This is a genomic window from Parasediminibacterium schistidii, from assembly GCF_046546515.1.
In the GTDB taxonomy this organism is placed as follows: domain Bacteria; phylum Bacteroidota; class Bacteroidia; order Chitinophagales; family Chitinophagaceae; genus Parasediminibacterium.
On record NZ_JBKHKJ010000092.1, the window covers coordinates 1 to 941 of the forward strand.

The 941-nt window shown below is 47.1% G+C and carries 1 protein-coding gene; it reads left to right on the forward strand.

Annotation, left to right across the window (positions count from 1 at the left end; all coding sequences use genetic code 11):
* Positions 1 to 941: IS4 family transposase (locus ACHFIY_RS19295; protein ID WP_410847767.1), on the forward strand; the 941-nt coding region annotated here is incomplete at both ends.

Sequence of the window (941 nt, forward strand, 5' to 3'; positions counted from 1 at the left end):
GTACCAGGCGTGCGCGGGGCAAACAAACAAAATCCCCGTACGGCTGTCGGTTCAATTCGATACGGGACAGGATATGCACGATAGACGAGGTTTATTTTGAACGGTTGTTGGAGGAGATATTCCTCATCTACAACAAAGAACTGAAGGAAGAAAAGGCATTGAGCAAGGTTGATAGCACCTTCGTGGCATTGGCGGCAAGTTTGTTTAGTATTGGGATGGAGAACGGGGACGGCAACTCCAAGCGGTTTGTAAAATACAGCATCGTCCTGAAAGGCAGCCTTCCCTGCAAGGCAAAGGTGTTCACCGAACAGCCTTACGTAAGCGAGGAACTGGCACTTGCCGAAGCAATAAACGACACGGGGCACCTTTGCGATGACATAGTTGTGTTTGACAGGGGGATGCAATCCCGCAATTCATTCGACAAGTTCACGGGGGACAACAAGTATTTTGTCACCCGTGGCAAGGTGGGCATAAGCTGCCAGCTGCCGCAAATACAGGAGGTGGCAAAAAAGCCGGACCATAGCACGGTAACCATCACTGGGGATGAAATAGGTTTTTTGGTAAATAGGCAGAAAAAGAAGACCAGCCACAAGTACAGGGTTATCAAGGGTGTGATGGACGCAAGCGGCCAGGAGATATGTTTTGTGACCAACCTCTTGGACATGGACGCTTATACCATTGCCAGGTTATACAAAGAACGTTGGGAGATAGAGTTGTTTTTTAAATTCATCAAGCAGCACCTGAACACGACACACCTGGTAAGCAGGGATGAAAATGGGATAAAGGTGATGCTTTATATGACTATGATTTTGGCAACGTTGATTATTGTGTACAAGAAAACAAACAAGATAAAAGGGTTCAAAATGGCAAAGGTCGCTTTGGAGATAGAGCTGGACAACGAAATGATAAAAGCGATAGTACGCTTATGTGGCGGCGACCCG